Origin of the sequence: Mesorhizobium sp. PAMC28654 (assembly GCF_020616515.1) — a bacterium.
In the GTDB taxonomy this organism is placed as follows: Bacteria; Pseudomonadota; Alphaproteobacteria; order Rhizobiales; family Rhizobiaceae; genus Mesorhizobium.
Genome location: NZ_CP085135.1, coordinates 520,970 through 542,221 on the forward strand (window position 1 = coordinate 520,970; position 21,252 = coordinate 542,221).

The 21,252-nt window shown below is 60.2% G+C and carries 25 protein-coding genes, 1 tRNA gene and 3 pseudogenes; 10 read left to right on the plus strand and 19 right to left on the minus strand.

The genetic code is table 11. The features are described 5' to 3' along the window. Positions 1–152 precede the first annotated feature (152 nt). Positions 153–228 (plus strand) — tRNA-Lys (locus LGH82_RS02485). 146 nt (positions 229–374) lie between these two features. On the opposite strand, the gene LGH82_RS02490 is transcribed toward LGH82_RS02485, so the two are convergent. From LGH82_RS02490 to LGH82_RS02505, 4 genes and pseudogenes are all read right to left on the minus strand, one after another. Next, positions 375–536, minus strand: coding sequence for a hypothetical protein (locus tag LGH82_RS02490; protein WP_227347153.1), 162 nt, complete (start codon positions 534–536; stop codon positions 375–377). Beyond that, positions 520–1,533, minus strand: coding sequence for a phosphatase PAP2 family protein (locus tag LGH82_RS02495; RefSeq protein WP_227347154.1), 1,014 nt, complete (start codon positions 1,531–1,533; stop codon positions 520–522). Before LGH82_RS02495 ends, LGH82_RS02490 begins: the two co-directional genes overlap by 17 nt. A 198-nt stretch (positions 1,534–1,731) precedes the next feature. Beyond that, positions 1,732–2,325 (minus strand): annotated as a pseudogene (locus LGH82_RS02500) (DNA-processing protein DprA); the annotation flags it as partial. A 53-nt stretch (positions 2,326–2,378) separates the two neighbouring features. Beyond that, positions 2,379–3,327, minus strand: a protein-coding gene (locus tag LGH82_RS02505) for an IS630 family transposase (protein ID WP_227343924.1) whose coding sequence is annotated in 2 segments (ribosomal slippage) — positions 2,379–2,985 and positions 2,984–3,327 — 951 coding nt in all. Because the reading frame shifts where the segments join, the coding sequence is not laid out codon by codon here. A 118-nt stretch (positions 3,328–3,445) separates the two neighbouring features. Here LGH82_RS02505 and LGH82_RS02510 point away from each other — a divergent pair. Continuing rightward, complete coding sequence (locus LGH82_RS02510) at positions 3,446–4,102, plus strand: recombinase family protein (RefSeq protein WP_227347155.1); 657 nt, start codon at positions 3,446–3,448, stop codon at positions 4,100–4,102. Positions 4,103–4,205: 103 nt separating this feature from the next. On the opposite strand, the gene LGH82_RS02515 is transcribed toward LGH82_RS02510, so the two are convergent. Continuing rightward, positions 4,206–5,353 (minus strand): IS3 family transposase gene (locus LGH82_RS02515; RefSeq protein ID WP_227344222.1). Its coding sequence is split into 2 segments (ribosomal slippage): positions 4,206–5,104 and positions 5,104–5,353, totalling 1,149 coding nucleotides; the frame shifts between segments, so codons are not numbered across the junction. 289 nt (positions 5,354–5,642) lie between these two features. Here LGH82_RS02515 and LGH82_RS33450 point away from each other — a divergent pair. Together LGH82_RS33450 and LGH82_RS02525 are read left to right on the plus strand one after the other, a co-directional pair. Next, on the plus strand, positions 5,643–5,780 hold the full coding sequence (locus tag LGH82_RS33450) for a YHYH domain-containing protein (RefSeq protein WP_227347156.1): 138 nt from the start codon (positions 5,643–5,645) through the stop codon (positions 5,778–5,780). Positions 5,781–5,794: 14 nt separating this feature from the next. Next, on the plus strand, positions 5,795–6,043 hold the full coding sequence (locus tag LGH82_RS02525; protein ID WP_227347157.1) for a hypothetical protein: 249 nt from the start codon (positions 5,795–5,797) through the stop codon (positions 6,041–6,043). Positions 6,044–6,111: 68 nt separating this feature from the next. Here LGH82_RS02525 and LGH82_RS02530 read toward each other — a convergent pair whose 3' ends face one another. The 13 genes and pseudogenes from LGH82_RS02530 to LGH82_RS02590 all read right to left on the minus strand — a co-directional run bounded on the left by LGH82_RS02530 (position 6,112) and on the right by LGH82_RS02590 (position 15,034). Further along, positions 6,112–6,375 carry a hypothetical protein gene (locus LGH82_RS02530; RefSeq protein WP_227347158.1) on the minus strand — a complete coding sequence of 88 codons (264 nt, stop codon included), beginning with the start codon at positions 6,373–6,375 and terminating at the stop codon, positions 6,112–6,114. A 244-nt stretch (positions 6,376–6,619) separates the two neighbouring features. Beyond that, positions 6,620–6,829, minus strand: a complete 210-nt coding sequence (locus LGH82_RS02535) for a hypothetical protein (protein ID WP_227347159.1) — start codon at positions 6,827–6,829, stop codon at positions 6,620–6,622. 11 nt (positions 6,830–6,840) lie between these two features. Next, a complete protein-coding gene (locus LGH82_RS02540; protein WP_227347160.1) occupies positions 6,841–7,020 on the minus strand; it encodes a hypothetical protein in 180 nt (59 codons plus the stop codon). 460 nt (positions 7,021–7,480) lie between these two features. Next, positions 7,481–8,230 carry a hypothetical protein gene (locus LGH82_RS02545; protein ID WP_227347161.1) on the minus strand — a complete coding sequence of 250 codons (750 nt, stop codon included), beginning with the start codon at positions 8,228–8,230 and terminating at the stop codon, positions 7,481–7,483. Between the two features lie 136 nt (positions 8,231–8,366). After that, a complete protein-coding gene (locus LGH82_RS02550) occupies positions 8,367–9,188 on the minus strand; it encodes an IS5 family transposase (RefSeq protein WP_227343936.1) in 822 nt (273 codons plus the stop codon). A gap of 52 nt (positions 9,189–9,240) precedes the next feature. Beyond that, on the minus strand, positions 9,241–9,942 hold the full coding sequence (locus LGH82_RS02555; RefSeq protein WP_227347162.1) for an SOS response-associated peptidase: 702 nt from the start codon (positions 9,940–9,942) through the stop codon (positions 9,241–9,243). Positions 9,943–10,130: 188 nt separating this feature from the next. Next, complete coding sequence (locus tag LGH82_RS02560) at positions 10,131–10,430, minus strand: hypothetical protein (protein ID WP_227347163.1); 300 nt, start codon at positions 10,428–10,430, stop codon at positions 10,131–10,133. An 84-nt stretch (positions 10,431–10,514) separates the two neighbouring features. Then, entirely contained in the window at positions 10,515–10,925 is a 411-nt protein-coding gene (locus LGH82_RS02565; RefSeq protein ID WP_227347164.1) for a hypothetical protein, read from the minus strand. Between the two features lie 265 nt (positions 10,926–11,190). Then, positions 11,191–11,373 (minus strand): hypothetical protein, encoded by a 183-nt coding sequence (locus LGH82_RS02570; RefSeq protein ID WP_227347165.1) that lies wholly within the window; start codon positions 11,371–11,373, stop codon positions 11,191–11,193. 222 nt (positions 11,374–11,595) lie between these two features. Continuing rightward, a pseudogene (locus tag LGH82_RS02575) lies at positions 11,596–12,138 on the minus strand (DNA-processing protein DprA); the annotation flags it as partial. Further along, on the minus strand, positions 12,135–12,722 hold the full coding sequence (gene plsY, locus LGH82_RS02580) for a glycerol-3-phosphate 1-O-acyltransferase PlsY (protein ID WP_227347166.1): 588 nt from the start codon (positions 12,720–12,722) through the stop codon (positions 12,135–12,137). The gene plsY and the pseudogene LGH82_RS02575, both read right to left, overlap by 4 nt. Positions 12,723–12,785: 63 nt before the next feature. After that, a complete protein-coding gene (locus tag LGH82_RS02585; protein WP_227347167.1) occupies positions 12,786–14,072 on the minus strand; it encodes a dihydroorotase in 1,287 nt (428 codons plus the stop codon). Continuing rightward, positions 14,069–15,034 (minus strand): aspartate carbamoyltransferase catalytic subunit, encoded by a 966-nt coding sequence (locus LGH82_RS02590; RefSeq protein ID WP_227347168.1) that lies wholly within the window; start codon positions 15,032–15,034, stop codon positions 14,069–14,071. The genes LGH82_RS02585 and LGH82_RS02590 overlap by 4 nt, the downstream gene beginning before the upstream one ends. A 157-nt stretch (positions 15,035–15,191) precedes the next feature. On the opposite strand from LGH82_RS02590, the gene LGH82_RS02595 reads away from it, so the two are divergent. The 3 genes from LGH82_RS02595 (at position 15,192) to LGH82_RS02605 (ending at position 17,927) form a co-directional block, all read left to right on the plus strand. After that, positions 15,192–16,820 carry a DNA alkylation response protein gene (locus LGH82_RS02595; protein ID WP_227347169.1) on the plus strand — a complete coding sequence of 543 codons (1,629 nt, stop codon included), beginning with the start codon at positions 15,192–15,194 and terminating at the stop codon, positions 16,818–16,820. Positions 16,821–17,031: 211 nt separating this feature from the next. Further along, a complete protein-coding gene (locus LGH82_RS02600; protein WP_227347170.1) occupies positions 17,032–17,586 on the plus strand; it encodes a hypothetical protein in 555 nt (184 codons plus the stop codon). Next, positions 17,586–17,927, plus strand: a complete 342-nt coding sequence (locus tag LGH82_RS02605) for a DUF6105 family protein (RefSeq protein ID WP_227347171.1) — start codon at positions 17,586–17,588, stop codon at positions 17,925–17,927. Before LGH82_RS02600 ends, LGH82_RS02605 begins: the two co-directional genes overlap by 1 nt. On the opposite strand, the gene ruvX is transcribed toward LGH82_RS02605, so the two are convergent. Further along, positions 17,845–18,351 (minus strand): Holliday junction resolvase RuvX, encoded by a 507-nt coding sequence (ruvX, locus tag LGH82_RS02610; RefSeq protein ID WP_227347172.1) that lies wholly within the window; start codon positions 18,349–18,351, stop codon positions 17,845–17,847. The two genes, LGH82_RS02605 and ruvX, sit on opposite strands and share 83 nt — an antisense overlap. A gap of 119 nt (positions 18,352–18,470) precedes the next feature. On the opposite strand from ruvX, the gene LGH82_RS02615 reads away from it, so the two are divergent. The 3 genes and pseudogenes from LGH82_RS02615 (at position 18,471) to LGH82_RS02625 (ending at position 21,227) form a co-directional block, all read left to right on the plus strand. Beyond that, the gene (locus LGH82_RS02615) at positions 18,471–19,178 is read left to right on the plus strand and encodes a metal-dependent hydrolase (protein WP_227347173.1); all 708 of its coding nucleotides are present in this window, start codon (positions 18,471–18,473) and stop codon (positions 19,176–19,178) included. 219 nt (positions 19,179–19,397) lie between these two features. Next, positions 19,398–20,344: pseudogene (locus LGH82_RS02620) on the plus strand (IS630 family transposase). Between the two features lie 43 nt (positions 20,345–20,387). Beyond that, on the plus strand, positions 20,388–21,227 hold the full coding sequence (locus tag LGH82_RS02625) for a radical SAM protein (RefSeq protein ID WP_227347174.1): 840 nt from the start codon (positions 20,388–20,390) through the stop codon (positions 21,225–21,227). Positions 21,228–21,252: the final 25 nt, after the last annotated feature.

Below are 21,252 nucleotides of genomic sequence, written 5' to 3' on the forward strand. Positions count from 1 at the left end.
CGCCGAGGCCATTGCATCTTGGATGAACCGCTTCGCAAGGCGCAACGAAGCCGTGGAAATTCTCGGCGTGCAAGCGCTCTTTTCCGGTTGACCGGCCGAGGCACTCTCCCTATGTTCCGCGCAATTTCGAGGGTAGCCTTTCGCGCCCACGGGAGCGCGTAGCTCAGCCGGTAGAGCAACTGACTTTTAATCAGTAGGTCATGGGTTCGAATCCCATCGCGCTCACCATAAATTCAGATGAAACATCAGTGGCTTAGGTTTTGGTTATCTGGAGCAGACGCGGAACTGCGGATAAAATCCGCACCGTGCGGATGATTTATCCGCACGGCAGCGTTCGCCACCTGTTCCCCGCCTCGAGCGCGAAGCGTCGGGCGTCAGGCACCTGCGAGCCGCAAAAGCAGTGAAACGTAGCGGTTGGCGGCTTCGATCTTGTCGCGCGCGCAATAGGCCAGAGTCACGGCCGAGTGCTGCAAAAGCACGTGCTGGTGGTCATCGACGTTTTCTGGACCAGCGTCGGTCTCAAGGATGATCGTCAACAGGGCGATTCGTCGACGATTGCCTCTTGTCGTCGAGGAAGGCAGGCGATTGTATCAGGCGAACAGCGGCGACGGTCAGAAGCGCCACCGTTGCGCCGGCAAGGACATCAACAAGGTGATGGCCGCCCTCAGGCATCGTTGAAACGATCATGACCGCGTTGAGCAATCCGAGCGGCCAAGCGAGCACGGGTATGAACCGCAGCGCGTAAACGACAATGATTGCGAGCACGGTGTGAAAAGAGGGAAATGTCGTCAGTCCCTCCGCTCTCGATACCAGCAGGTTGACCGGTTCGTCCGAGCGAAGCCGCATCAGTTCCTCGTAATGCCACATGCCGGCTCTCGCGGTGAAATTGCTGAAATCCTCCGCAAGAGGTTGAAAATACGCATAAGTCCCGGCCGCGGGCACCATGGCCATGGCCGTGGCGGTCAACGCTGACGAGACGGCAAGCATCGTCACGAACTCGGTCAGGCGCTGACCTCCGTTGCTGAATGCGAGCACGATGAACAAGATCGGCAACTGAGGTCCCATGGAATGATAGGCAAAGACCAGTGCGCGGGCGATGACCGGATGAGCGTTGGCAAGATCGAGGAAGTCCCGCCATCTGAATCCGATTGCCGCGTCGATATTTGCAAGTGACTCGTCCATCAAGGGCCGTTGCGTGTCGGCGACAAGGTACATCAGGTAAACCGACGCGAAAGCAAGCGGAAGGAACAAGGCGGTATTGCCCGCCAGGGCCTTGGCGCCGTCCGAGCCGCGCCGCAGCACGCGGGCGACCTTTGTGTTGTCGCCCGCAATTCGCCAGTCAACGAACACCATGGCGACGTAGATTGCAGCCATTGTCGCCATGGCTTTTGCTAGATCGACAAAGTTCCGGGGCGCGAAACTGACATGCGATCCGCCGGAATAGGTCAGGTCCGCAACCACAAAAGCGGCGGTTATAAGTAATACAGTAATTGCTAATCTATTATTGCGCGCGACTTGCGAATTGCCGATCATCAATCGCTCTAAATTTTTAGGTTGATCAAAAATACAAATGCATAAGACATCTGTAGTTATAAGAAACCGTAAAACTGTTGAATGGATCAGCGAAGCCCCGGCGTGGGCGTCGCGATGCCTCTGCCGACCGGATCCTGCGGCTGTTCAGTTCCTGGGGCGCTGGAGATCATAGCTCAAGACAGCAGGCACCCCCGCAATTCAAACATCCCTGAAGATCAGAGAGACGTTGCCGCCGGCATGACGCTCCAATCGACCCGCAAGGTCCAGTTCGAGCAGCACCATGAAGACCTGGGCTGGATGGAGGCCGGTGTGGCGGATGATTTCGTCGACCGATACCGGGGTCGGACCGAGGGCTTCGACAACGCTGGCGCGGTCGTTCTCGCGTGGCGGAGGCACCGAGAAATCCAAGGGATCTTCAAGCGGCATGGTTTTGGGCGCATGAAGACCGGTGAGAGGCGCGATCGCCCCGGAAACGTCGGCTGCTTCGGTGACCAGGGTGGCGCCGTCCTTGAGCAGGCCGTTGGTGCCGGCGGCGCGCGGGTCGAGCGGCGAGCCGGGAACAGCGAAGACCAGCCGGCCCATCTCCGTGGCAAGCCTGGCGCTGATCAGCGACCCGGAACGTTGTGCGGCCTCGACCACGACAAGCCCCAGCGCGATGCCCGCGACGAGCCGGTTGCGACGCGGAAAATCCTGGGCGCGCGGTTGCCAGCCGAACGGCATTTCGGAAACGATGGCGCCGCCGCGCTCGGCGATCTCGTCGCAGAGGCCGACGTTTTCCGGTGGGTAGGGCATGCCTTGACGGTCATTCAACAGACGGCTATCGAGGCTGTTAGAGCAGAATCTGATCATTCCGGCTCATATCCTGTTGCGGCGAAGTAGTTGGCGCACTCGGTTGGTGTGAAGCAAGGCAGTGCGGCGCTGATGGTATCCCACAATTCCGCGACGGTTCGTGCGGCGGCTTTGCGTAGAATCGATTTCAGCTTGGAAAAGGCGTTCTCGATCGGGTTGAAGTCGGGGGAATAGGGCGGGAGGAACATCATCCTTGCGCCGGTTGCTTCGATCGCCACACGGGCGGCTGCGCTTTTGTGCGCCGGCAGGTTGTCGAGGATCACGACATCGTCGGGCCGCAGCGTCGGCACGAGAACCTGCTCGACATAGGCGACAAACCATTCGCCAGTCATCGGGCCGTCCAGGACCATTGGCGCGGTCATGCCAGTGAGGCGCAGGGCGCCGGTGAACGTCGTCGTCTTCCAATGGCCATGCGGGATTGGCGATCGGCACCGCATCCCGCGCTTCGTGCGCCCCCGCAGTCGAGCCATCTTTGTCGAGGCTCCGGTCTCGTCGATGAAGACCAGATGCTCGGGATCAAGATCGGGCTGGGCGTCGAACCAGGCGTTTCGTCGCGCCGCCACGTCTGGCCGCTCCTGCTCGCTGGCGTGCGCCGTTTTTTTTGAAGGTCATGGAGTGACGATCGAGAAACCGCCAGATCGTGCTCGTCGCAAACGACGCGCCATGCTCCTGTCGCAGCAACTCGGCGAGTTCGACCAGCGTGATGTCCACCCGCCTCTCGATCGCCGCCAGGATGATGTCGCGATACGCTTCAACGCGGTGGGACCGCCTGTCGCCGCCCTGCGGCTTTGCGCAGGTGGCTCCGGTCTCGCGCCATTCCCGGACCCAACGCACCGAGCTTGCCGCCGCCACGCCAAATCGCGCCGCTGCCGCCCGTCGCGACAGGCCGCCATCAACCGCTGCGACCACCCGAGCCCGCAAATCTTCCGATAAGGATTTCGCCATGCCATGCCGGCCTCCGAATCCAGCAGATATGCTGAATCAGATTTCCAATCCCAACGAAACCCCTATCGATTCTATCCGCTCGGATTTTGCTCTAGATTGATGCCGAACAGGAGTTTCCATGCTGCAGCCCCGCGACCTCAAGGGACGCCGTGCCATTTCTTATGCCCGCTGGTCGTCTGGTGCCCAGGCATCCGGCGACAGCTTGCGCCGCCAGTCAGAAAATGCTGTCGCGTTTTGTGTTGAGGCGGGAATGGTCCTTGACACCGAAATTTTCGACAATGGCGTCAGTGCCTTCAAAGGTGCCAACCTTGAGGCTGGGCTGGGCAAGCTAGTCGACAACATCAAGGCGGGTATCGTCGACACAAATATGGTCCTGATCCTCGAAAACCTTGATCGTTATTCCCGCCTTGACCCAGTTGACGCGCTTCCGCGCTTCATTGACCTACTCAAAACTGGCCTGACTATTGTGACCTTACAGGACCGCCGCGTTCATACGGAGGAGAGCTATCGCGGGAACCTTGGGAACCTGATGCAGTCCATTGTCCACATGTCGCTTGCCAATGAGGAGAGCCGCAAGAAGTCAGAACGCACAAGGGCGGAATGGGCCAGCCGCGCAGCGAAGGCACGGCAGGGCAAGGTGAAGGTTTCCAAGGTTCCCTTCTGGATTGACCAGAAAACGCAGGGCCTCAATAGTCGTGCTGACTGTCCGTCGTCAGATCATTTGGCTCAGATTGGATCGCAGATTAGCGGAGTGTCGGCCTCATCTTGGGGTTGATGTTAAGCGGCGATCTTGCGGTGCTGCAAGCGCCGATGTTGGATGGTTTGGCGTTTGATCCTTTCTCGCTGTTTGGCCTGCTGCCGGTTTTTCGGACACCCGGTTAAGCTAGCATAGCTTGCTCCTCGAACTCGTTGGGGCTGAGATAGCCCAGCGTCGAGTGCCTTCGCCGAGGGTTATAGAAGCATTCGATGTAATCGAACACATCTGCCTTGGCGTGATCCCTCGTCCTGTAGACCTTGCGGGCTGTCCGCTCGGTTTTGAGCGACGAGAAGAAGCTCTCCATCGCAGCATTGTCCCAGACGTTGCCGGACCGGCTCATCGAGCAGGTAATGCCGTGATCGGCCATCAGGCGCTGGAACTGCTCGCTCGTATATTGCGACCCCTGGTCCGAATGATGGAGCAGGCTGTCTGGCTTGCCTCGGCGCCAGATCGCCATGATTAGGGCGTCGGTGACGAGTTGGGCCGTCATCTCGGCCTTCATCGCCCAGCCGACGACACGCCTGGAGAACAGGTCGACGACCGCCGCAACATAGAGCCATCCTTCGGCGGTCCAGATGTAGGTGAAGTCGGCAATCCACTTCTGGTTCGGAGCAGCAGCTTCGAAGGCGCGATCAAGGAGATTGTCCGACACGGCGGCTCGCTCGCCAGTGTCCTTCGGTAGCCCGCGGCGCCGAGGCCGGGCACGCAAGCCGTTCTCCCGCATGAGCCTCTCGACGCGATGAAGACCGCAGGAGACTCCCTCAGCCAAGACGTCGTGCCAGACGCGACGGGCGCCATAGGTGCGGTCGCTGCTCTTGAAGCTCCGGTCGATCCTGGGAACGAGCATCTCGTCGTGCTGGGACCGGGCGCTGGGGCTGCGGTTGAGCCAGGCATGGAAGCCTGAGCGCGACACATCCAGCGCATTGCACAGCCATGCCACCGGCCAGATCGAACGGTGCTTCGCGATAAAGGCGAACCTCATATCGCATCCCTCGCGAAGTAGGCTGCGGCCTTTTTTAGGATGTCGCGCTCCGCCTTCAGCTTAGTAACTTCCCGACGCAGCCGGTCAATCTCCTGCTGCTCAGGCTTCATTTGACCATGGCCGGGAAAGGCATGCTGCGGGTCAGCGCTCGTCTCGCGGACCCACTTGCGCAGCACATTCTCATGGAGATCCAAATCACGGGCCGCCTGCGCCACCGCAACGCCCCGATCCTTCACCAATCTCACCGCCTCAAGCTTGAACTCGCGGCTGAACTTCCTTCTCTGCATTCCCACTCTCCAGTTCCGTTAAACACCTTATCTCGGTGTCCACGAAACCGGCAGCAGGCCACTTCGTTCATGGACGTCGCAACCTCAGGCCTTAAGAGCTACGGCGCTTTTCAGTAGCCCCAAGGGCCCACGAGTTCACCACCGACACTCCGCTGGCTGCCTATCTGTCTAACTCAGAACGCCTTGGACAATGTCGGTGGCAGCCCTGCAATTGGTGTTAGCACTTGCCGTCATCACGAACCTGTGATCAAGTTGGTTGGCATTGTGCAGAAATATTTTGGGGGTTAATTTGAAGTACGCTCTGATCGTTGCATGTCTTATTTCATCAATCATCGGGACCGTAAGTGTAGCTGTCGCCCACAGCGGCGGCACAGATGCAAACGGGTGCCACCATAACACAAAGACAGGTGAGTATCATTGCCACTAGTTGTTGGTGGACCGGTGAAGCTGCTCTCCGTGATTTGTTTCGTGGCCATTTCTGCCGTTGCAAACTTGGCATCCGCCCAAACGTTTAACGGCTATGACTGCACCCAAGACTGTTCCGGGCATCAGGCCGGTTACGACTGGGCGGAACGCAATGGCATTGAGAGCGCATCGGACTGTGGTGGCAACAGCAACTCGTTTATCGAGGGCTGCCAGTCGTATGTAGAAGAAAATGCCGACTCCTCTGACGGCGAAGTTGAGGAATAGCTGTCAGCACTAGAGCTACCAACGCGGGACACGAGTTCCCTCAGGGCGGCGGTATGGCAGGCTGGGGCCTACTCCATGTCCGGCACGTCGCCGCCCACAAAAAGCGTCCGAGGCTCCCCGTACTCGCCAAGTGCTGGGTTAGCATCACGCGACCACGCAATGACCCCCGCATGTTTCCCCATGAGGCCCCTCGCGGTCCTTATGGCGCGGTCCTCGGTCTGCTGTTCTGCTGGCCCGAAGACAGGCTGAAGGTCGCCGCTCTCATCGCGATCAAAGGCTGTGACGACGATGAGCTTGGGGGCTTTCTGCTGGGGAAGGATACTCTCTGACATACTCGTGCCTTTCGTTGGCCGTCCGTCTAGCCTGCCGCGCCACGGCTCCGCTTATGGTGCCATCCTCGACTGAACCCGTAGCCCACTACCGGCATCGCCAAGGCTAGTTCACGCTCCAAGGAGCCGTTGGCGATGAGCAGGGCCGTCACTGCCGCGCGGGCATCACCCCCGCAAGCCGCTATGGCCTCCTCTGTAGCCGCCGCCCAGTCATCGGAAGCCGCCTTGGCCACCTTCTCGGGTTCGGTCATCCCAAGAAAGGTGGCGCATCGTCGTAGCTGACCGTCACTAACCCCGGATGGCGATGGGCCAGGGCGAGTATCTGGGTCTCAAGCTCGCAGTTGTAGACCATGAGGGCCTTCACGGTCTCAAGGGGGCTGTCGTAGCGGGCGATAAGCCTTTCCGCCTCGTTGTGTAGTTCGGCCTTGCCTTGGTCGTCCAAGCGGAATGTGCCCATGGTCGTGGCTCCTACCGTGCCGCTCGGCGTTGTGCGGGAATGGCGTCGAGCTGGTCTTGCAGGTGCCCGTTCAGCACGATCATTTCCTTGAGCGCCTTCATGACATCGCCTTTCTGGAGGGCAACGAACTTGTCTGCGACGGCTTGCAGGGCAGCCTCCTGCCGACTGTCGAGCCTAACAACGTGGTCCATGCGTTTGCTCCTATCCCGTTTGAGGTTAGTGAACAAAAAGAGAACAGAATTGTCAAGCGTGAATTGACTCAGAGAGGAATGGGTTCCTATTTTGAGCCATGCCGGAACCCAGCCGAAGACCGCGCCGCCTTGTGCAAACCCTATGCCGTGCCCATGACGTTGGGCAGCTAATCCGCGTCCGGTGCATCAACTGCAACATCACGCGCCACTATCTGCCGGGGGACCTCGCAAAGCTGGTCGGGGACATTCCGTTTTGGGACGTTGATCGACACATGCGCTGCGAACGATGCAAACGCCGAGACCTTGACGTGGACATCCTACTACCAAGCGCATCGGAGGGCATGAAGATACGCGTGAGGCGACTCGTTGAAATTCGTATGGTGCGGCGGGTGATATGGAGCGATGACGGGTAGCGCCGACGCCCAGCAACCGGAGCATCTTGAGACCGAAGTTTGGGCCGCTATTGGATCACTCTGGGCTGGTCGGCGGGTAACAGAATCTCCAAGGCGCAGCGAACCATATTTCGGAGCAGTTCTGCAAGAACTTGAGGCTGTGCGTCATAGCTTGAAGCAATGTCGCCGGGGCTTACACGATGTCGAACTGCTTCGGGCATGACAAGCAATTCTCTAAAAACGTCCCCGGCGAGTAGTGCCAGACTACAAAGATAGCGCTCGGGCTCCGTTGCCTCCGAGACACGCCGTACGCCCTGACTATTGTCTAACTCAATCGCCGCAACGACGGCCCTTGAGTCGAACAATTCCAAAGCGCCAACCAGAGGTACAAATAGCTCTCTAACACGCTGATCCGTGTAAGACGCGCTGAATGCCTTGTGCGCAAAAATGTTTCTGACTTTCCTGAAATTGCTAAGCCTATCAACGGTTCCCTTGGTCAACCAGCCGAGATGGTAAGCCATGGTGATACGCCCACCAAACGTACCCAGTGGACCGTTGCTCCCGAACAATCGATCCTTAGCTGCTTCGGAATTGAGGTCGACCAGCTGATTTTGAAAAAGATTTGTGACGCGATCTTCAATATACGACGAAACAACGAGAACCTGCGATGTCTCGGATTCTTTGTGCAAGCGACGGAAGATGTTTGGCATCGCAGATGAGTCAAATTTTGTTTTGTCGATCGCGGATTTCGCTACGCCAACTTGGTGATCGTACATCGCCTTGACGGCGGCATCCAAGCCTTTGGGATCGAGCTTCATCTTTGACCATCTCTCATTCGTATCGGCAACTCTTGTGTCTATAGAGAAATCTCTAAGCAGCCTAGCAACCTACAGCAAAGAGAACTGGCCATCTTTTTCACCGTGAGAGTCTGACTCATAATATTTCTGATGGATATCATGGATTTGCGATGCGCCGTGTCATGAGTTGAACGGATGCGAGGAGCAGCCAAGCCGTGGAGCTTTCGATGGTCTGCTCGAAGTCCTTGGACAGGCGTCGGTTGCGGCCGAACCAGGCGAAGGTTCGTTCCACCACCCACCGGCGCGGGAGCAGGACGAAGCCTTTTGCGGCGTCGGATCGCTTGATGATTTCGAGGGTCCAGCCACCTTTTCCCCTGAGCGCGGTCTGGAGTTTTTCACCGGCGTAGCCGCCATCGGCGAAGACGTGGCGCAGCCAGGGAAAGCTTTCCCGAATAGAAGCCAGAACCTCGGGGGCGCCGTCTCGGTCCTGGATGTCAGCGGTATGGACGATCGCGCCGACCAGCAGGCCCAAGGTGTCGGTCAGGATATGGCGCTTTCGGCCTTTGATCTTCTTGCCCGCATCGTAGCCACAAAGCCCGCCGCTTTCAGTGGTTTTCACGCTTTGGCTGTCGATTACGCCGGCGCTGGGCGACGCCTCCCGACCTGCGGCGACACGCACGGCCATCAGCAGCAGGTGGTTGATCGTGTTCCAAAGGCCGCTGTCGCGCCAAGCGTAGAAATAGCGCTGCACCGTCGATACCGGCGGCAAGTCCCTGGGCAGCATTCGCCAAGGCAGACCGCTACGCAGCACATAAAACACGCCCTCCATGATAGACCGCTGCGACCATTTCGGCGGGCGGCCAAGCGCCGAGCGAGGCGGAAGCAGCGGTTCCAGAACCATCCATTCCGCGTCCGTCAAATCGCTTGAATAACGTAGTCCCTTTCGGGCATGCTTGGCGCGGGTGATATCAGTCCACATGTGATGCTCCGTCGAGGCTTCGCAACTCCGATTGAATCACAAGTCATTGATATCACCCAACTTCTTTTTGGGTCAGACACTGAGAAAACTTGATCTGCGTGGCGGGCTTATCCACAACCACCAGCGCATCATCCGATGCCGTCCGCTGCATCCTCTTCGCGTCAGCCCACGGGGCCGTCAGCCACGTCTCTACGTCCTCCTGCGTGGTTAGGATCACCGGCATGGCCTTCTCGTGGATCGGCGCTATGAGAGCGTTGGGTTTGGTAGTCATGAACCCGTAAAGCTCGAAGTCCCCCGGCCCATCCTTGACCTTGCGTACTCCCTGCCAGGGCGTCCAAAGACCCGCGAAGAAAAACAACGGACGTCCCTCGTTCAGGGCGAACCAGTAGTTTCGCTGAATGCCTGTCTCAGGGTCCTTGTCGTTCGGTGTTGGGCTCGGCTCTGCGAAGCTGGTGACGGGAACCACGCAGCGATGCTCGACGCCAACAAACTGCTGCCAGTGTCCGTACTGCGGATTGCGAATGTTGGTCGTGCCATAGTCCGCCTTGCCCTTCACCCGCTCGATGGTCGTGGGCATCCCCCAAAGCAGCTTGGCAAGCTCGCGCTCACCGTCGAGGGCATTGCGGACCACGGGACCGGGCTGGTTTGGATAGACATCAAGGGAGGGCTCAAGGTTGCCCATGATGTCCCGCAGTGCGCGAGTCCACTGGCGTACAGCGTCTTGGGTGGTGGTGATGTTGTAGAGGTTGCACATACCGCTAGGATGCCTGTGCATTCATGAGCAATCCAGTGCGAAATGACCCTATACCGCACGTAGACGTGCTGGGTTCTGGACCCGTGTCCTTGCTCCCACCTTTTTTGGCTTTGTTTCCTGGGAAGCGTCTTGCCTCAAGGTGCCCATGCGTTTTCGTACAGTCAGCGCATGGGCACTGAGAGGTTGATCTATCGTTGGAAAGCCTTGGCCAGCTTCGCCCTCTTCCTCAGGATGTAGAAGGCGTTGAGAATGATCCCGTCATCTTCTTGCTCAGATGCCGACAACTTCTCCTCAAACTGCGCTTCCTCAACATGGAAATCCTCCGCCTTCGACGGCATGTTGGCCCATCCCCAAGCACACGCGTCCCAGTGGCTTTCGCAAGGGACAACGCGCTGCCCGATTACTTGGCCCTGTTTTCCAAAGAATACGATCTTAAAGTTCGTCATGGTCTCGGCTTTCCAGTGTCTGGCTTGATTGCCGATGCCCATGTTTCACACATCCAAAGGGGAAAAAAGAGCAACTACCGGGGACTTCCCGCTACCGGGGAGAACCATGATAGCAGGGACGCTGCACTATCTCAGGAAATCCGCCGCTGCATCCTCGTCGATTTGGTAGCGCCAGCCGTTAAGCTCTCGGACCCGTTCGTAAAAACTTTCGTCGCCCAAGGCTGCATACATAAGGTTCTGAGCGTGCCCTGATTTGTTGCCGTTCAAGATAACAACCATGCCGATGAGACCAAGTACGCCCCACCACCAGGCGCTTGTAAATGCCCAGTAGAGGCCAACCCCTGCCACTACCCATGCTAAGCCTGTGAAGAACTTGAAGGCGTGTCTCGTTGAACCTTTGGGGTGTATGCCGGAAGTCGCGAGTCTTAACGCGAACTCTTCGCTCATCCCCAAGTTTACCTTGCCCTGCTTGTGTAGTTCAACGAGTTGCTTGTGTGGCAGAGATAACTGTGATGTCGAGTAGTCAACCATCGCCATCTTGCACCTACCGTATCGACGAACGCCGGAAGACTATCGCGCGACACTAACAATCCGCAAGGACGGAGTTACTCCCCCGGACCATGCCACTGCCCATTTCCGTCGACCTCTTGTTCCGGGACTTGATGTTCAGCGGACATTTCTGGAGAACCAGTGTTTCGGCATTCGTTTATAAGGCAATCCTAAAATCCCCCATGGCTCCATCGGGGAAACCTCGGCCCTCACTATACGCCCGACCGAAGGAGCGGCCCCCAGTAAGAGCGACCTACTTCCAGTCAGGATCGTGCCACCGGCCATTCGAGTCGATCTGTTCCAGCGGTACCTCTTTCTCAGTTCCGTCAGGCTCGGCCCTCGCGGCCTTGAGCCAGTTGAGGGTTCCCCATGTGAGGACATGCTTCCCGTGCTGCTGATCCCAGTGCTTTCCTCGATAGACGGTCAACGTGATCACTGCGTTCTCCTTCGGGGCCCGTGAGGGTGCGACCTTTTTTGCGAAAAGTCTGTTAGACCTTACGTACATCTAGGTAGGGCTCAAACCCCCATGGCCCCTCGGGGAGAACTTCCGACTCCATTCCTATACGTGCCGCCCGCCACCCATTGATGTGAACAGAGCGGGAACATTGGCGTCCGCCGAGCTATGCGCTCAGTGCATTCCGTAGAGAGACCGGCAGAGTATGTCGAGGCCCCCCGCCAGCACACCGATCGTGCCCGTGGAAATACTGCCCTGATGGGCCGCCGTGTCGATGCCGCGCGCCAGGCCGGAGACGATGCTGTAGCCGTGTTGGCCAAGATCCGTCGCCAGCGTGCGCGCCATCTTGATGCCGGCCAGCGAGGCGTTGCGGGCGCCAACGATGGCAATGGCCGGCATGCGGAACACTGCACCTTCGCCCTTCACCGCGAGTAGGGGCGGCGGGTGGTCCATATTCTTCAGCAGCGGCGGATAGTCGGGTTCGCCAATGCCTACGAAGCGAGCGCCGGCGCGCCGTGCGGCTTCCAATTCAGCTTCCGCCTCGGCCACTGAGGCGATGCGGGCGATGCGGTTGACGCCGCCGGAAATCATCAGTTCGGGCAGTATTTCAAGCGCGGCCTCGGCGGAGCCGAAGCGGTTGATGAGATCGCGAAAAGAGGCCGGGCCGACATTGTGGGTGCGGATCAGGCGAAGCCAGCTCAACCGTTGCCGGTCGCTGAGGCGCGGCCCGACGAGCCGGTTGTTCACCCCTTGGCTCCGATCTTGCCTTCCGTGCCGGCGAGTAGCCGCGAAATGTTGGCGCGGTGCTTGATGAAGACGATGATGCTCATGACCACGAACAGTCCGGCAATCTGCGGCGTGCCGAGAAAATAGAGCGCTATCGGGACGACAACCGCCGCGACGAGGGCCGCCAATGAGGAGTAACGAAAGAGGAAGGCAACGGCGAGCCAGACCACGGCGAAGATCAGTGCTACCTGCCAGGCGAGGCCGATCAGCACGCCAAGATATGTGGCCACGCCCTTGCCGCCCTTGAAGCCGAGCCAGACTGGAAAGAGATGACCAAGGAAGGCGCCAAGGCCGGCCCAAAGGCCGAACTCCGGCGCATAATGACTGGCAATCAGGACAGCCACAGTGCCCTTCAACGCGTCGAACAGCAGCGTGGCGGCGGCAAGGCCCTTGTTGCCGGTGCGCAATACATTGGTTGCGCCGATATTGCCCGAGCCAATCTTGCGCACATCGCCAAGGCCAGCTGCGCGGGTGATCAAAAGCCCAAAAGGGATCGAGCCAAGCAGATAGCCGAACACAAGTGCCACGACGGGACCGTAGGTCATTGTTCCCCCTGGATCTCCCCTGGCCGACCGGATTGGAGTGCGAGGCGCTCCGCAGTCTTCAGTCTAGGCCGAAAATACTGTGCGGCCCGCAACCATCGTTTGCAAGACCCTGCCTTGCAGCCGCGCGCCCTCGAAACAGGTGTTTTTGGAGCGCGAGCGAATGCCGCTTTCGCTAACAATCCACGGCTCATTCAGATCGACAACAGCTAGATCAGCCAATGCCCCCGGCTTCAGGGTGCCACCGGGTAGCCCAAACAGTCTCGCCGGCGCTGTGGACAGCGTCTCGACCAGTCTCAGCAGCGTGAGGTCTTCATTGTGGTACAGCCGCAGTGCCGCGCCCAGCAGCGTTTCGAGCCCGATGGCGCCGGCGGCAGCGTCGGCGAAGGGCAAGCGCTTGGTGTCGACATCCTGCGGGTCGTGCGAGGAGACAATGATGTCGATCGTGCCGTCCCTGACCGCCTCGATCATCGCCAGCCTGTCCTCTTCGGCACGCAGCGGCGGCGTCAGCCGGAAGAAAGTGCGGTACTCGCCGACATCGTTCTCGTTGAGCGACAGATTGTGGATCGACACGCCCGCCGTGACATTCGCGCCGTCGGCTTTCGCCCGCGTCACCGCATTCGCGGCCATGGCCGTTGAGATCTTTGCCGCGTGATATAAGCCGCGCGTCAACCGAGCGAGCGCAAGGTCGCGCTCCAGCGGGATGGATTCGGCTTCACGCGGAATGCCGGCAAGGCCGAGCCAGCTCGCATAAAGGCCTTCATTCATGACGCCGGCCGAGGCGAGGGCGGCGTCCTGCGTTTCATGCACGATCATGGCGCCGAAATCGCGCGCATAGGTGAGCGCCCGGCGCATCACCAAGGCGCTGGCGATAGTGTGTCGCCCGTCGGTGAAGGCAACCGCGCCGGCCTCGCGCAGCAGGCCGAACTCTGTCATATCGCGCCCGTCGAGACCCTTCGTGATCGCCGCGGCGGGGAAGATGTTGACGCTTGCTGTGTCCTTGGCCGTGCGCAGCACGAATTCGACCAGCGCGACATTGTCGATCACCGGATCGGTGTCGGGCATCATGACGATCGACGTCACGCCGCCGGCGGCCGCTGCAACGCTGGCGGAAGCGATGGTTTCGCGATGCTCCCCGCCCGGTTCGCCGATGAAGACGCGGCCGTCGACAAGACCAGGGATGATCGCCTTGCCGGCGCAATCGACGACGGTAGCGCCATCGGGCGCCCGCTGGTTCAGCGCCGCCTTGCCGGCAGCCGCGATCTTGCGTCCATCGACGATGACGGTACCAATCTCGTCGATGCCGCGCGAAGGGTCGACGATACGAGCGCGCTCAAAGACCGTCGTGCTCATGCGCCGCAGCCCTCTTGGTTACGGCGCGGATCGAGCAGCGCTTCCATCACCGCCATGCGCACGGCAACGCCCATCTCAACCTGTTCCTGGATAACGCTTTGCGGACCATCGGCGATTTCCGAGGCGATCTCGACGCCTCGGTTCATCGGGCCGGGATGCATCACCATCGCGTCGCCCTTGGCAGCCTTCAGCTTTTCCGCGTCGAGCCCGAAATAGCGGTAATATTCGCGCACCGAAGGCACGAGGGCACCTTCCATGCGTTCGCGCTGCAGGCGCAGCATCATCACGACGTCCGCGCCCTTGAGGCCTTCCGCCATCGAGCGCGTGACGATGACGCCCATCTTTTCGATGCCAGTGGGCAGAAGCGTCGAGGGGGCGACGACACGCACCTGCGCGCCGAGCGCGTTGAGCAGCATGATGTTCGAGCGCGCAACGCGCGAATTCAGGATGTCGCCGCAGATCGCCACGATCAGTTTCGACAGCGGACCCTTGGCGCGGCGGATGGTCAGTGCGTCAAGCAAGGCTTGAGTCGGATGTTCATGGGCGCCATCGCCGGCATTGACCACCGAACAGCCGACCTTTTGCGCCAGAAGGGCGGCAGCACCGGCCGACTGGTGGCGGATGATCAATATGTCGGGGCGCATGGCGTTCAGCGTCATCGCCGTGTCGATCAGCGTTTCGCCCTTCTTCACCGAAGAGCTGGCCACCGACATGTTCATGACGTCGGCGCCGAGCCGCTTGCCGGCAAGCTCGAAGGACGACTGGGTGCGGGTGGAGGCTTCGTAAAAGAGGTTGATCTGGGTGCGGCCGCGCAGCGTCGAAGTCTTCTTTTCCGACTGCCGGGAGATGGCGACCGCCCGATCCGCGCGATCGAGCAAAAGCTCTATATCGGCGGGGGAAAGGTCGCGGATGCCCAGTAGATGGCGGTGTGGATAGAGCGGCAGGGACGAAGCGTCAGTCATCTCAAGGCGCTGCTATAGGGTGGAGATTCGGCGGCTGCAAGCGCCAGCTTTGGATTGCGGCCTTTCTCCCCGGTATTTTCATCGCGCGCGCTGCAATGCTTGGGTTATAAACCGCCGATGGCTTCGGATTCGTAGCCTGTGACGATAGGGATAAGGCGTGACCGACGACGTGACGAACCAGCCGCCGCCATTGACTGGCGGGAATGCCTGGCGGGGCGATCCGTTGCTGATCCAGCTTGCCGAGCGCTTTTCCGATCCGGTGCGCAAGGATCTCGATGGTCTCGGCCGCTTCGTGCTGACCCAGGAGGCGCAGGAGCTTGCCCGCCTCGCCAATGTCGAGACCCCAAAACTCCGAACCCATGACCGGCAGGGCCGGCGTATCGACCTGGTCGAGTTCCATCCTGCCTACCATGCGCTGATGCGCCGTTCCGTCGCGAACGGGCTGCATTCATCGATCTGGGAAAATGGCGATGCCGAGATCGGTCGCCGCCATCAGGTGCGCGCGGCCCGCTTCTATCTCACCGCCGAGTTGGAAACCGGGCATCTGTGCCCGATCACCATGACCAGCGCGTCGCTGGCGGCACTGATGGCCAGCCCGAAACTGTTTCGCGAATGGGCGCCCCGCGTCACGACGCGCAAATACGACCAGAGCCAGAAGCCGCCGGTCGAAAAGACCGGCCTGACGCTGGGCATGGCCATGACGGAAAAGCAGGGCGGCACCGATGTGCGCGCCAATGTCACCAGGGCCGAGCGCGCCGGTGGCGGCTTCTATCGCCTGACCGGCCACAAATGGTTCATGTCGGCACCGATGTCGGATGCGTTCCTGGTGCTCGGACAAGCGCCGGAAGGGCTCTCGTGCTTCCTAGTTCCGCGCGTTCTGGGCGATGGTTCGGGCAACGGCTTCCGCTTCCAGCGGCTGAAGGACAAGCTTGGCAACCGCTCCAACGCCTCTTCCGAAGTCGAGTTCGTCAACACCATAGGCGAGATGGTCGGCGAACCGGGCGCTGGCGTGAAGACGATCATGGACATGGTGACGCTGACCCGCCTTGACTGCGCCGTCGCGTCATCGGCGATCATGCGCGCCGGGCTGGCCGAGGCCGTGCATCACACCCGTCACCGGCAGGTGTTTGGCACCAACCTGATCGAACAGCCGCTGATGCAGCGCGTGCTGGCCGACATGGCGCTCGACGTTGCCGCGGCAACCGCCCTGTCGTTTCGGCTGGCGCGCTCCTTCGACGAGGCCGCCAGCGATCGCGGCGAGGCGGCGTTTGCCCGCGCCATGACGCCGGTCGTCAAATATTGGGTCTGCAAGATCGCGCCGCCGCTGCTCTATGAGGCGATGGAGTGCCTGGGTGGCAATGGCTATGTCGAAGAGGCGCCGCTCGCCCGCTACTATCGCGAAGCTCCCGTCAACGCGATCTGGGAAGGGTCCGGCAACGTCATGGCCATCGACGTGTTGCGCGTGCTCAACCGTGCGCCGGGACTGTTCGAGGACGTGCTGGCAGGCATTGATCGTGACCTGGGCGCTGGCGGCCGTGGTACCATCGGCGTGCTCAAGGCCGCGATGCAGGTCGCCGGAACCGACGAGGGCTCGGCCCGGTTGCTCACCGAGCAACTGGCGCTGTCGGCGGCGGCGGCCGAACTGCGCCGGCTGGGGGCAGGGCGGATCGCCGACGCTTTCGTCGAGACGCGGTTGGCCGGGCAGTGGCGCAACACCTATGGCATGCTCGATTCGCGCCACGATGCTCGCATGATCATCGACACGCTCTATCCACCAACGAATTAGAGCCTTGTCTTGACGCAATTCCGAACGGAAAACCGTTTCACACTTTTCCTGGAATTACTCTAGGCCGCGATCAGAAGCGCCGCGGTTGCGAAAGTGCCCATGGCGGGCGCTGTCGTTCTCCCTGTGAATTGCCGTTAACCTTAACAAATGGTTTCCATTGCGGTGGCGAGCCGCAAAGCCCACTGTCTCAGGATACCGAAGCAGGAACGGCATGCGTCAGGTCTTGACCACTCTTTTGGCTTTGCATTGGGCGCTTGTCTTCGCCCTGCTGGCGTTTATCTGCATCGACGGAAGCCGTGGTGTCTCTGCCGCGCTAGGGATGCTGGGCATCACGGTTCAAAGCCCCGGCCTTGCGGATCTCGAGAACGTGGTCGTGGTGGCGCCGCTGGCGACCGCGCTGATGGTGGTTGCCGTGCTGTTTTGCTGGGCCTTTGTCGAAACACTGATCAGCACGATGGATATGGATTCCGCCGACAGCGTATTGCGGATCGCATTTATTTCCGCCTTCGGGTTGCTGTCGCTGATCCTGGTTGGCGGTGCCGCGCAAGGCATCAACGGGCTGTTCATGGTCATCGCCATCCAGATGGCGGCGCTTCTGGCATCCTACGTCGCCATGCTCGCTGAGCGGCGTTCGACAGCCTCAGTCGCTGTTCCCGGCAAGCGCGAAATCCGTGCAGCGCATGCAATGGCGAAGGGCGCGGTGCATGATTCCCTGCTCTCCCGAATTTCCGGTCGACCGGACACGAACCGGAAGGATGGTCGCTGATGCGCTATTTGTTCGCGCTGTGGGCGGCCCCCCTTATTTTGTTCTGGGGGTGGTTCTTCCTGTCGCTCAACGACATCAATTTCGGCTATGTCATGTTGAGCCGGCAACTGCATGATGTGGTGTTCCAGCTCTACGGGCAGATGCTGGGCATCGATCCGGCGATCATTCCCGGCATGGTCGCCAAGGCTTGCTTATTCGACGGATTGCTGCTGATGGCGCTGTGGGCGTTCCGCCGCCGGCGCAACATTGCCGGTTGGGTCAAGAGGCAGTGGACGGGCCCGGTTCCGTCCGAGCGGCTGCATCGAGCGACTGAAGGCGGTCGAGAACACCCTGCAGGATAAAGGCAGCCGCCGCCGAATCGATCTTGCCTGCGCGCTTCTTGCGCGAAAAATCCATCTCGATCAGCGTCCTTTCGGCCGCGACCGTCGACAGCCGCTCATCCCACAGAACGAATGGCAGGTCGGTCATCCCCGACATGTTGCGCACAAAGGCACGGGATTTCTGGGCGCGGGGGCCTTCCGATCCGTCCATGTTGATGGGCAGGCCAAGCACGATGGCGCCGGCGTTCTCCTTCTGAAGCACGGTGAGCAAGGCCGCCGCGTCCAAGGAGAATTTCTTGCGCATGATCACCGGGCGCGGATGGGCAAAGGAGAAGCCCCGGTCTGAAATCGCAATGCCGATCGTCTTGTCGCCCAGATCAAGACCGGCCAGGGTCTTGCCGCTGCCGAGATGTGCCGGCAATTCCTCGATCGCGATGATGCTCAACGGCTTTCCCTCGACTGCAACGCCGCGCCCGCGTTCGAACGGGCAAAGATACTAGATGTCATTGATTTGCGTCGCTGGCGTTCTATCCTCTAGCACAGCAAAAATCGAGGAACGTCTTCATGAAGCTCACCTGGTACGGCCATTCCGCATTTCGCATCGAAACCGCTGGGGCGAAAATCCTCATCGACCCCTATCTGATCGGCAATCCATCGTGGACGGGTGGCTGGGAAGAACCGGCGGAAGGGATCACGCATGTCCTGCTGACCCACGGCCACAGCGATCATATCAGCGGCGCGGTGGAAGTGCTGAACAAGAGTGGCGCCCAGCTCGTCGCGAATTTCGAGATCTGCATGTACCTGGTCGGCAAGGGCGTCAACGGCCAGAAGATCAATCCCGGCAACCTTGGCGGCACTGTTGACTGCGGCGCTTTCACCACGACTTTCGTCCAGGCGCTGCACTCATCCTCGTTTGGCGAAGAGGGTGGCAAGAATGTCTATCTCGGCAACCCGGGTGGGCTTGTCCTGCATTTTCCGGAGGACGAGACGCTCTACCATATGGGCGACACGGATATCTTTTCCGATATGGCGCTCATCAACGAGCTGCACGAACCCAAGATCGGCATCGTGCCGATCGGCGACCGCTTTACCATGGGCGGCGCGGTGGCAGCGCTCGCCTGCCGGCGCTTCTTCAAGTTTGACACGGTCATTCCCTGCCATTTCGGCACGTTTCCGATGATCGATCCCACCGCCGAAAAGTTCGTGGCCGGCTTGGATGGATCGGGCGTGAAAGTGGCGTTGCCGAAGATCGGCGAGACGATCACTCTGTAGCGTCAGCGACGTAACCATTGCCTCGAGGCGGTGGTTACGCGTTTCAATGTTGGTTGCGGCGTCGCCCTGCCGTAGGTTTAGAAATTGCCATGGCGAGGGCGATGCGCCGGTCAAATCGGCAAGCCTAGAGCAAAATCCGAGCGGATAGAATCGATAGGGGTTTCGTTGGGATTGGAAATCTGATTCAGCATATCTGCTGGATTCGGAGGCCGGCATGGCATGGCGAAATCCTTATCGGAAGATTTGCGGGCTCGGGTGGTCGCAGCGGTTGATGGCGGCCTGTCGCGACGGGCGGCAGCGGCGCGATTTGGCGTGGCGGCGGCAAGCTCGGTGCGTTGGGTCCGGGAATGGCGCGAGACCGGAGCCACCTGCGCAAAGCCGCAGGGCGGCGACAGGCGGTCCCACCGCGTTGAAGCGTATCGCGACATCATCCTGGCGGCGATCGAGAGGCGGGTGACATCACGCTGGTCGAACTCGCCGAGTTGCTGCGACAGGAGCATGGCGCGTCGTTTGCGACGAGCACGATCTGGCGGTTTCTCGATCGTCACTCCATGACCTTCAAAAAAAACGGCGCACGCCAGCGAGCAGGAGCGGCCAGACGTGGCGGCGCGACGAAACGCCTGGTTCGACGCCCAGCCCGATCTTGATCCCGAGCATCTGGTCTTCATCGACGAGACCGGAGCCTCGACAAAGATGGCTCGACTGCGGGGGCGCACGAAGCGCGGGATGCGGTGCCGATCGCCAATCCCGCATGGCCATTGGAAGACGACGACGTTCACCGGCGCCCTGCGCCTCACTGGCATGACCGCGCCAATGGTCCTGGACGGCCCGATGACTGGCGAATGGTTTGTCGCCTATGTCGAGCAGGTTCTCGTGCCGACGCTGCGGCCCGACGATGTCGTGATCCTCGACAACCTGCCGGCGCACAAAAGCGCAGCCGCCCGTGTGGCGATCGAAGCAACCGGCGCAAGGATGATGTTCCTCCCGCCCTATTCCCCGACTTCAACCCGATCGAGAACGCCTTTTCCAAGCTGAAATCGATTCTACGCAAAGCCGCCGCACGAACCGTCGCGGAATTGTGGGATACCATCAGCGCCGCACTGCCTTGCTTCACACCAACCGAGTGCGCCAACTACTTCGCCGCAACAGGATATGAGCCGGAATGATCAGATTCTGCTCTAGCTTCGTTTCATGGAGATCATCAAGCGAGTGGGGTCGTTTCTCCGCAGGGGGCGGCCTGTCTTCCAGAGGCTTGAGTTGCATGTCGCGCATGGCTGCAACCTGTCGTGTGAAAGCTGCTCGCATTACTCCAATCACGCCCACGCCGGTACCGTGTGTCTCGAAGACGCCGACCGCTGGATGGCACTGTGGAGCCAGCGCGTCTCCGTCACGTGCTTCTCCCTGCTGGGCGGTGAACCCACCATCCATCCGCAATTGCCAGAATTCGTCGGGCTGGTGCGGCGGCATTGGCCGAAAACTCAAATCGAGATCGTCAGCAACGGCTTCTTCCTGCACCGCCATCCGACACTGCCCGCCGTCTTGGCCGCTGATCCCGATGCCTGCCTGTTCGTTTCCGTCCATCACGATTCCGATGAATATCGCGAGAGGCTGAAACCGGTCTTCGACTTGCTGGAGGCCTGGCGGCGAAACCACGGTTTTGTCGCCAGGATTCGCCCGTCGCACAAGCAATGGACGCGGCGCTACACCGGCTTTGGCGACAGTATGCAGCCTTTCGAGGATGGTGACCCCAGGGCCAGCTGGGAGATCTGCCCGGCCCGCCACTGCAAGCAGCTATATGACGGGCGCATCTGGAAATGCGCTCCGCTGGCCTATCTGCCGATGCAGAAGGCCAGATACCGTCTCTCCGAAAAATGGGACGCCTATCTGGACTACCGGCCGTTGGAACCAGGCTGTTCCGTCGCCGAATTGCAAACCTTTGCAGCGCTGGAGGATGAGGCGGCATGTGGCATGTGTCCGGGCAGGGAGGGCCTTTTCGAATTGCCTGTTCCTTTGCGCCAGCCGAAAAGCCGACCTCGCACTTCGGCGTAGGCTGTCGCACGATGCAGTTGCGCGG